We start from the raw sequence: 8,552 nt of genomic DNA on the forward strand, positions 1-8,552 counted from the left end.
ACGAATTGCTGCCTTGGAAGGTGGCTGACAAACTGAAACCTCTCACCCCGCCCACACTCTCAACCGGGTAGATCTGGATAGGTTTGGATGGATCGTGCCCACGATCGCCGATCGTGGGCACGATCCCTCTTGATCTACACGGACTCCGACACGCCATCACCATCATGCCCGACGCGCGCGTGAACGGGGAAACGGTCGGGCCGAGTCGCTTACGCTGATTCTGGCGCGTTGCTGTTATCTTTTCCCTAGTGGGAGATCACGAGTGGTTAGGCCGCTGGCCTCGTTCAAAGCTCCCTCAAACGGCGCTTCCAAACGTGCTGGCCGCTGACTGCATCGGAAACGGCCATGATGACCGTGTCCAGATTGCTCGCGGCATCTTTGCGCGCGTAGAGATGAGCGCTCTGCGGCGTCCTAGCCGACTATCAGACCTCGATCGCAATCTTGTTCGCGATTACGCTGTACAGGTCGATGTCCGTCTGCTCCGTTCGCAACGAAACGATGAGGCTATAGCGAGCGGACAAGGCGTAGCGCTCTAGACCAGGGCGCGTACGCCACCAGCCTGCGGACGGATAGACGGCTAGAAAACCGCGGCTGGCCAACTCCGCGGCGGTGCCTTCCCAGACATCCTGATGTAGCGAGCCACGGTGCCGCTGTCGATCGCCCAGGTGCCACCCGGCATCGCGAGGGTTGGCGGCTGCGCCATCGTCTACCTGCTGCGCGGCCGCGTTGACCCGAGCCACGAAATCTTCAACTGCCTCAAGGGGCCGCTTGAGGTCGAATCGCAGTCGATGCGACGGATAGTGAAACTTCGAGGCTGCACCGCGGGCCGATGGATTGGGCTCCACGAAATAAGACAGGGTGACTCGCATCTGCACCCGGGCGTTTTGCAGGGCCTCAAGCTCCTCCTTCGGCCATGGCAGCGCATGCAGGTTCATATCGCGGCTGACCACGCCGCGCCCTTTCTCCTTGGTGTAAGGATGGACTGCATCTTCGATGACCAGAGACAACGAGTTGCCAGCGCTCCAGAGCGCGAGCTCGAGATCCGGCGTTCCCCAGCCGCAATGACGGATCAGGTTCACATAGTCCTGCTTACTGGCTTGCCCAGCGGCAGGCAGGAACATTTGCCGCATCGCTGGCGTCCACTCAGCGGCGTGAACGATCAGGGCTCGGACGGTTTCAGCCCGGAATTGCGGGTACGCCGCCATGACCTGGGCAGCCATCCTCGCACAGAGAGCTGATGCCGCACTCGTCGCATTGGTCGTCGTGAACAAGCGCTCGTCGGGCACGTTGTGCGTCGTAAGCAGATTGAGGGCGGGAATTCCGGAAGCACTCAGCCTGTCCTTGCAGACATTGCCCCCTTCGAAAACCACGTCGGGTTTCAAGGGCCACGCGCTGTCCCATGTCCGCGACGTCGTGGTGTAGGGGCTGAGGCCGCCCTCTGCAGCAATCGCCGCCAGGCCCGCGATTTCAGTGTCAATCTTGTGCGTGCAGGCCCCGACGGTCAGTGCATTCCAAGCTTGTCCCGGGTCGTGCACGAGGTTCGTCGCCAAGCTATCGGGATACGTCATCCAGGCGTCGTGACTGCGGGTGTTGCCAGATGCCAGAACGAACAGTCGCGGGGTTTCGCCTCCGCCATCGACATCTGACGCAAGGCGGTCAAGCATCGCCGACCACGAGGAGGGGCGACCGCGATCACGGTAGTCGGATGCGGTGACCGCCGTCGCGAAAACCCGCGCACGGTCGGGACGGGTGATCTCTGGTCGGCTGACCGCCTCGGCGAACAGATAGGCATGATGCCTGGCGTCACCTGCGTTGTCGCCCTCTCTGGACACGAGCTTCACAGACTCCAGTCGATGCGTCACCGTGACTGGCGCGGCCTGTCCCACGGCTGCGGTGAGTTCGCCGTAGGTAGCCAGACCTGCTAGGCCAGTCCCGTGATTGGCGGTGTCGTCGACTCCCCAAGCGGGGTTGACAGTGTGTTGGTCAGGCCCGTCCAGCAGTGGCGCCAGCATCGGATGACCACGATTGACCCCAGAGTCGATGAGGCAGACATGCGGCGCGCCGGCATCAGGCCAAACGGCGTGCGCCAGCATGTCGTCCATCCACGCGCCTTGCTCTTCAATCCCCATCCCATCGAAGAACTCAGCCGTGTCCTTCGCCTTGCGAAGTTCGGCAACGCAGTTAAGTAGCAGCACCGACTGGCTCAACTGCGCTTCGGATCCGAACATCGTGATGACCGTTCGCTCGGGAAAATTCGCCTGGTGCTCACTGACTTCGCAACCTGCCGATTGCGCAAGTCTCCGAAAATCTTCAACAACCTTCAGCCGATCTTCTCGTACTGGCAGCCACACTTCCCACCAGAACGCTGTGCCAGCGTCGTCGGGCAGGAGCGCCGGGTCGTCGGTCCACAGTGCGCGTAGCTCCGCCCGACGGATAGACGCGATGGTGTTCAGCAGCGGCTTGTGGTCGAGCGATTGACCAGATGCACCCTTGCGGTCAGCCAGGTACTCGGCGACGTAGGTCTCGAAGTGCTCCAGCTTGCCATCAGGAACGAACACGTTGGCATAGGTCACGTCGCCCGCCTTGCGGACGCTCAGCAACTCGATGCGCTTCGTCTCGTTTCCGAGGCTCTGGAAAGCCAGTTCAACGTCGGGCTGGCCCTCGAATTCGACCTGAAGGCCGAGGCCGCTTTCCATGCCGCTTTCTCGCTGGGCCTGTGTTGCTTGCGCCATCAATGGTCTGAGCGCTTGCAGCTGTCCCTGAAGCGCCTGGCCATGTGTTTGTCGATCTCTCACCGGTAGTGGCGGCGACGAACCGCCCCCCGGGCTGTGTGCTGTAAAGGCAACGGCCTCAGACGTGTTGTGAAGTACGAGGTGGGGACGCTTATCGGCCTCTGGTGACATCTCTGGACGGTTTGTTGTTATTTTCGAGTCGTGCGCTCAGGCGGCGTCGCTCCTCCAATGCTCGAACAAGCATCTGCGTCGAAACCTGCTCGCCTTCGTGCATCACCGTTTCCTTGATCGCTTCGTCCACCGCGCGCCGGATCTCCGCATAGCTAAGACCTTCCGCTTTGGCCGCCAAGGACTTCAACGCGAGCGGCTTCGGCGCGAATCGCGCGAGTCGACTGCGGATTAGTTCTCCCGCTTGCTGAGCGCTGGGCAGGTGGTACTCCAGGACATCATCAAATCGGCGAAAGAGCGCGTAGTCGAGGATCTCGGGATGGTTGGTCGCGGCAACGATCAGACTGTGAGACTGGTCGTGCTCGATCATCTGCAGGAAACTGTTGAGCACGCGCCGGATTTCTCCCACATCGTGCGCCAGCCCACGCTGAGATCCAATGGCATCGAACTCGTCGAAAAAGTACACGCCGCGCACGTCGCTGATGGCGTCGAACACCTGGCGCAGTTTGGCCGCGGTTTCGCCCATAAATTTCGTGATCAGCGCATCGAGGCGCACCAGAAAGAGCGGCACGCCAAGTTCGCCGGCCAGCACCGAGGCGGTCATCGTCTTTCCTGTGCCAGGGGGCCCTACGAGCAGCAGCTTGCGTCGCGGCGATAGCCCGTGCTCTCGTATGCGCGCGTTCAAGCGCTGCTCCTTCAGAATGCGCTGGATCTGTTCGACGACGTCTGCATCCAGGACCATGTCGACCAGCCGGCTCTTGGGATAGGTCACATGCAGCAGGTTGGCCAGTTCGCCGCGCGGTTTGGCAAGCGGCACCAGCTTGCCTGGCTCTGCGTTGAGCCCACGGGACTTCGCGGCGTCGATCATGTCACGCAGCTCTTCAGCCAACTTGCCGTGGCCGACCTTGGCCTCATGCGCTGCCACTTGCATCGCCACGGAATAGAACTGGCCATCGTCACGGTTGATATGTGACTTCACGAGCGCCCTGAGTTGATCAGCGCTGGCCATGATGGGCTACCTCCCTACGAATCGTTGCAAGCTGCGAATCAGCCATGCGCGACCTCATTCCGATCAGCCGGCGCCGATGGCACCACCGCGCGCCGCAATTCATCAACCAGACGTTCGTCGATGAACCCTAGGTCGGAGGGCTCGGCAGCCACCAGAAACAATGTCCCGACGGGTACATACAAAGCGTCTGCAATTTTCGCGACCGTAGAAAGCGTAGGGTCGCGCTTATTGTTCTCAAGAAGCGACAGGTAAGAGATGGAACATGCGGCGCGGCGGGCCACATCGCCCTGTGAGATGCCTCTATGCTGGCGAAACCAGCGAATCGCTCGTCCTACATTCATATTGATCCTCGGCGGCGACCACCTGGCTCGCCTCAACCCGTCTAGAGTTTGCCATTTTACCAGTAGTCAAATCAATCGAGGATTCTTCGAAGGCCGCGGCGGGATAAGTCAGAGGGAGTCCCCGTGATAATCTGAGCGCTCGGGATGTTCACAGGATGCTGGGGCCGTGCCTCTGCGCGGGAGCCACTACACGCGTCAGTCATGTCTTCGAGATGGAGATCGGCGGCGTGCTCGCGGCTCTCCTGCTCTCATAATCGATGCCCGTTTATGAAGGAAAGGCGGCCGTTAGGCTCTCCATGCATGGCAATGAACAAACGTCGGCTTCTGGCCGAAGCCGGCCCGACGATGAGGGATGCACAGCACCGTTGGAAAACCCAACGCCGACGACAGATGCCAACCCTGAGCGGACCTTGAGCCGCCGCCACTTCCCGCCACTTCAATGACGGCTCTTGCAAGCACAACACTTATCGTCGCCTGAGGTCCGGCCAGCCAGGTACTCAAGCATATGTTTGGACTGGCGGGGCCGAATCAGGCGTCCAGCCGAACCTTGCGAGTTGAACTAACGAGCATCAGCGTGGGTATCGGTCACCGAAATTTGCGTGCGCGTTATGCAAAACTGGTACGCGAGAGCAATCTACCGATCATTGCGGAACGGTTAGCGCTGTAGGACACTGTTGCCGCCGCTCGGGGATTCGCAGGAAATACGGGTATAAAACTATGAGAACGTTGAGACTAATCTTGCTGGTTTTCGGCTTCGCGAGCAGTGCCGCAAACGCGATGGCGTTCATTGCGCCCAAGCACAACCTCCCGGATGTCGTTATGTGGATGGACCAGCACGGAGACGTTACGAGAATCTACGCAGACGGTGAGATAACAGCCACAACCGCCGACGAATTGGAGCAGTTTGTCCGGGCGAATCACGTTGAAAGTGGGATGGTGCTGTTCAACTCGCCCGGCGGCGCACTCATGGGCGGCGTAATGCTGGGCAATACCATCAGAAAACTTGGCTTTGACACCGGCATCGCCACCTATGCCCGCGGAGGGATGGTCCAGAGCGGCATCTGCGCGAGCGCGTGTGCCTACGCGTTTGCCGGCGGCCGCGGCCGATATTATTCGGGCGGCAACACCAGGCTCGGCATTCACCAGTTCTATTCGCAGGGCCATGACATCGGCAACGGCACGAGCCAGGAAGTCAGCGGCCTGCTGGTCGCCTATCTTCAACGAATGGGAGTTGATGCCCTGGCGTTTTCTGCGTCGGCATCGGTACAGCCCAACGACATTCTCTGGTTGAGCGCGGCCGAAGCAAGCAAGCTTCATTTCTCTAACAACGGTATCGAGCCAACGACGGCAGAATTGAAGCAGGTCAAAGGCTCGACGTACCTCCGAGTTGAGCAGAAATATACGAGCTACAGCGCCCGCTTCGTCTTCAACTGCGCCCAAGGCGGCAGATTGCTATTGATGGGCGGTATCGTCACCAACCCTCAAGATGCGAAGGAGAAGTACGACTGGGCGACGCAGTCGTTTCTTACCTTCGACGAGCAGACGATTCAAACTAAGCGCAAAGGCAGTGCGACCGATGGCCTAACGACGAGTGACTCGACCATCTGGGTAACGCGTGTTCTCGAGCCTGCGGAAATTCGGAAGCTGTTGGAATCGAAGACCATAACGACTTGGGTTGCCGCAGACGGCGCCGTCGGGAATACAGGTGCTGCGGACATCAGCAGTGTCCGTGACAAAATTCGGAATTTCGTTAGCAACTGCGGTTTCTATCCGCAAGTTGGTCAATAGTTGTGCATTTCGAGGCGATGCCCACTATCACGGGTGAAGCGTTGCAGTAATGCGTGTGGCGTATTCGAGGGGCATATGCCTTTCCGTGAAATCGAACCGCTAACGATCCTAGCGATCGTGAGCCAGAATTTCAATTGTCATCGCCTATATTAGTAACCCATCTGGCCGCCGACTACGACATAGGCGGCGCCTGCCGTGTCCTGCCCCCGGAACGTGCGCACCTGATTACGCGACCATGATCAAGTGGCACCGCGGTTCCCCGTGGTTCCCTCCAATGTGACGGGCGGTTTGTATGTGCGCCGATTCACGCCACAGTTCGCTTTGCGTTTCGTAATGGATGTTCGATTTTGAGCGCAAAACGACCGCAACTGGCCGGCTAGCGCCCGACGAACGAGCGCGACGATCGCCTCGAGAGCCGCCTCTCATGCGGAAGGCATAAAGCGACCCATTGGTGCCGGTCGCGATATACCGCTAAACGGCTGCAATGCAGCGAATAGCAGACATCGCCCCAAGCCTGTCGATCAGCAGATCGAGGTCCGGCGATCGCCGGTGCCTCGATCTCTTACGAGACCGTCATCAGCCGCAGCAAACGTTCAACGGGCCGGTATTCGAGGGCAGCGACCACGCGCTCCGGGTACCCGTCCCGTCTCGGGAACTCGAGCATGATGTTGAACTTGCTGAGTTGATGTGTGGGCTCATCGACCCACTCCATGTTGTACAAATAGCTCATTCGCAGCTTCTCGCGGATAGCCGCTTCCAGCTCTGCCTTGGTCAGGTCGGCGAGGCCAGCCTTCGTCAGCTTCCCGAGCTTCGCGGTCTTCAGATACTTCTCGAACTTGTCGTCCGCGATGGAGACCGCGAACTCGGTGAGCGGAACGACCTTCTTGGACATCGCCCGCAACGCAATTTCAAGATCATCGTCCGACTCCTCTAGGATCATCCACTCGGGCTTGTAGGACAGGAAGGTGTCGAAGTACATCGATTGAAGGCTTTTCAGCCGCAGGCCAAGGGCTATGTAGTCATGAAGATGCAGGTTGCAGTTCTCTGTGTTCGGTCGGTCGTCTTCATGCCCGAGGATGACACTATCCCGCTGCTTAATCACGAGGTTCACGAGGTGCATTGACACGAATGTCTTAGCAAGGCTTGCGTAGGTGCATGGGACGTAGCCAAGATAAGCTTTGTGCTTCCGCAGCTTGCTGTCGATGGCTGCGACGTTGCCCTCGGAAAGGTTGTTGACATAGAGGACGTAGCAGAAGCATGGATGCTTGAAGTCAAGATCCCTGGCGACAATCGCGGAACGTCGAAGCAACGTGCGTGCGATTTCGTCCCGGGTGTCGATCAACTCGCCGCCAAGAATGCTGTGCGTCGTTTTGCGGTCGAGCGCCATGAAGAGTGCGTCGGCGCATTCCACGCCCGGAACGAACGTGTTCTCGCAGCGTTGCTCATCGAAGAGAAACGCCGCCTCATGTTTCGTCGGTTGCGGCGTCAATGCGCTTCGCAGCGACGAGTAGTCAATGTCCTTGGCGCGAAGGATCTTTAGGAGGTCGCTGTGGAAGCGCTGAATTTCATGGAAAGTGCGTGAATCGGTCCAGGCGTAGTGCTCCCGGAGAGCCGGGAGCATCACATTGCCGCGCGCGTTAAGTGTGTGGATTCCAGCCATGACCCAAGTACACATGAGGACTCGCGCTTCGTCAAGACGTTGTCAGAACCCATTCCTCACGAGAGTCCGCAATATGCCTGACACGGTCGTCGTTCAGCGCACCACGAGTGTTCGCATCTCGCCGGTTTTCGACTATGATGCAGTTCGCGAATAGCCCGCTGCGTGGGGAATGCGTACACGCTGTAGATTCTCGCGGTCTGATCATTCCATTAAGTGTCCGAGCAGCTTTTCTCGAATCATCTCGCGCTCGCGATCTGTCGAACCAAGCAACATTCGCACGGGATATGGATATTCGGGCCCGCCCGGGGCGACAGGTCCTTTCTCGCCGAACTGATGGACGCGGGCCACACGTGCGACACGGCCCGAGAAGCCGACTGCCAGCTGCCTTTCACTCGCCTCGATTGTCATCCAACGCGCCATGCGCAGCTTCATGAACATTGCGGTTCGCTTGATGCGTCCGCGCTTGCTGCGCAGCTTCGTACCACCGGGCTTTATCTTGCGCGGTTTATATCCAACGCCGTCAGGATTCTTCTGCGCGGCGATGCGAGCCTGTTGGCTGCGGCGAAGCTCGCGCGCGATGTCGCGCATCGCCGCGCGTCGGCCTGCGGGTGAGAGCTGCGCGAGTAGGGCACCCGCCCACGCGTCGAACGCGCTCAGGTCGTCCACGGCTGCGCAACCCATGTCAGGGCATCGGCTGCCCGGAGCTGTGTGTCCTCGACGTGCTCGACTGACCTGCCCCCAACAAACCGGGCCAGTCAGAACCTAGTAAAGTTCGTTTTCGGAGAAGAAGACGAACATGAAGAAGCGTTTTACGGAAGAGCAAATCATCGGGTTTCTGAAGGAAGCCGAGGCCG

Annotated in this window: 6 protein-coding genes; 1 reads left to right on the top strand and 5 read right to left on the bottom strand. The window is 59.4% G+C overall.

Going from position 1 to position 8,552, the window contains the following annotated elements; translation table 11 throughout:
• Positions 1–422 precede the first annotated feature (422 nt).
• From GWC77_RS26205 to GWC77_RS26215, 3 genes are all read right to left on the bottom strand, one after another.
• Entirely contained in the window at positions 423–2,696 is a 2,274-nt protein-coding gene (locus GWC77_RS26205) for a S8 family peptidase (protein WP_254367187.1), read from the bottom strand.
• A gap of 187 nt (positions 2,697–2,883) precedes the next feature.
• Positions 2,884–3,909, bottom strand: coding sequence for an AAA family ATPase (locus tag GWC77_RS26210; protein ID WP_173261905.1), 1,026 nt, complete (start codon positions 3,907–3,909; stop codon positions 2,884–2,886).
• A 38-nt stretch (positions 3,910–3,947) separates the two neighbouring features.
• Positions 3,948–4,250, bottom strand: a complete 303-nt coding sequence (locus GWC77_RS26215; RefSeq protein WP_173261908.1) for a helix-turn-helix domain-containing protein — start codon at positions 4,248–4,250, stop codon at positions 3,948–3,950.
• A gap of 738 nt (positions 4,251–4,988) precedes the next feature.
• Here GWC77_RS26215 and GWC77_RS26220 point away from each other — a divergent pair.
• The gene (locus GWC77_RS26220; protein ID WP_173261911.1) at positions 4,989–6,038 is read left to right on the top strand and encodes a hypothetical protein; all 1,050 of its coding nucleotides are present in this window, start codon (positions 4,989–4,991) and stop codon (positions 6,036–6,038) included.
• Positions 6,039–6,600: 562 nt separating this feature from the next.
• Here the strand turns inward: GWC77_RS26220 and GWC77_RS26225 are convergent.
• Both GWC77_RS26225 and GWC77_RS26230 read right to left on the bottom strand, forming a co-directional pair.
• Positions 6,601–7,698: a hypothetical protein gene (locus tag GWC77_RS26225; RefSeq protein ID WP_173261914.1), complete on the bottom strand. Its 1,098-nt coding sequence runs from the start codon at positions 7,696–7,698 to the stop codon at positions 6,601–6,603.
• 201 nt (positions 7,699–7,899) lie between these two features.
• On the bottom strand, positions 7,900–8,379 hold the full coding sequence (locus tag GWC77_RS26230) for a phage virion morphogenesis protein (RefSeq protein WP_173261917.1): 480 nt from the start codon (positions 8,377–8,379) through the stop codon (positions 7,900–7,902).
• Between the last annotated feature and the right edge of the window lie 173 nt (positions 8,380–8,552).

Source organism: Paraburkholderia sp. NMBU_R16 (assembly GCF_013282575.1).
Lineage (GTDB): Bacteria > Pseudomonadota > Gammaproteobacteria > Burkholderiales > Burkholderiaceae > Trinickia.

Coding starts and splice junctions, on each gene's coding strand:
- GWC77_RS26205 (WP_254367187.1), bottom strand. CDS start 2,696: ATGGAAAGCGGCCTCGGCCTTCAGGTCGAATTCGAGGGCCAGCCCGAC.
- GWC77_RS26210 (WP_173261905.1), bottom strand. CDS start 3,909: ATGGCCAGCGCTGATCAACTCAGGGCGCTCGTGAAGTCACATATCAAC.
- GWC77_RS26215 (WP_173261908.1), bottom strand. CDS start 4,250: ATGAATGTAGGACGAGCGATTCGCTGGTTTCGCCAGCATAGAGGCATC.
- GWC77_RS26225 (WP_173261914.1), bottom strand. CDS start 7,698: ATGGCTGGAATCCACACACTTAACGCGCGCGGCAATGTGATGCTCCCG.
- GWC77_RS26230 (WP_173261917.1), bottom strand. CDS start 8,379: ATGGGTTGCGCAGCCGTGGACGACCTGAGCGCGTTCGACGCGTGGGCG.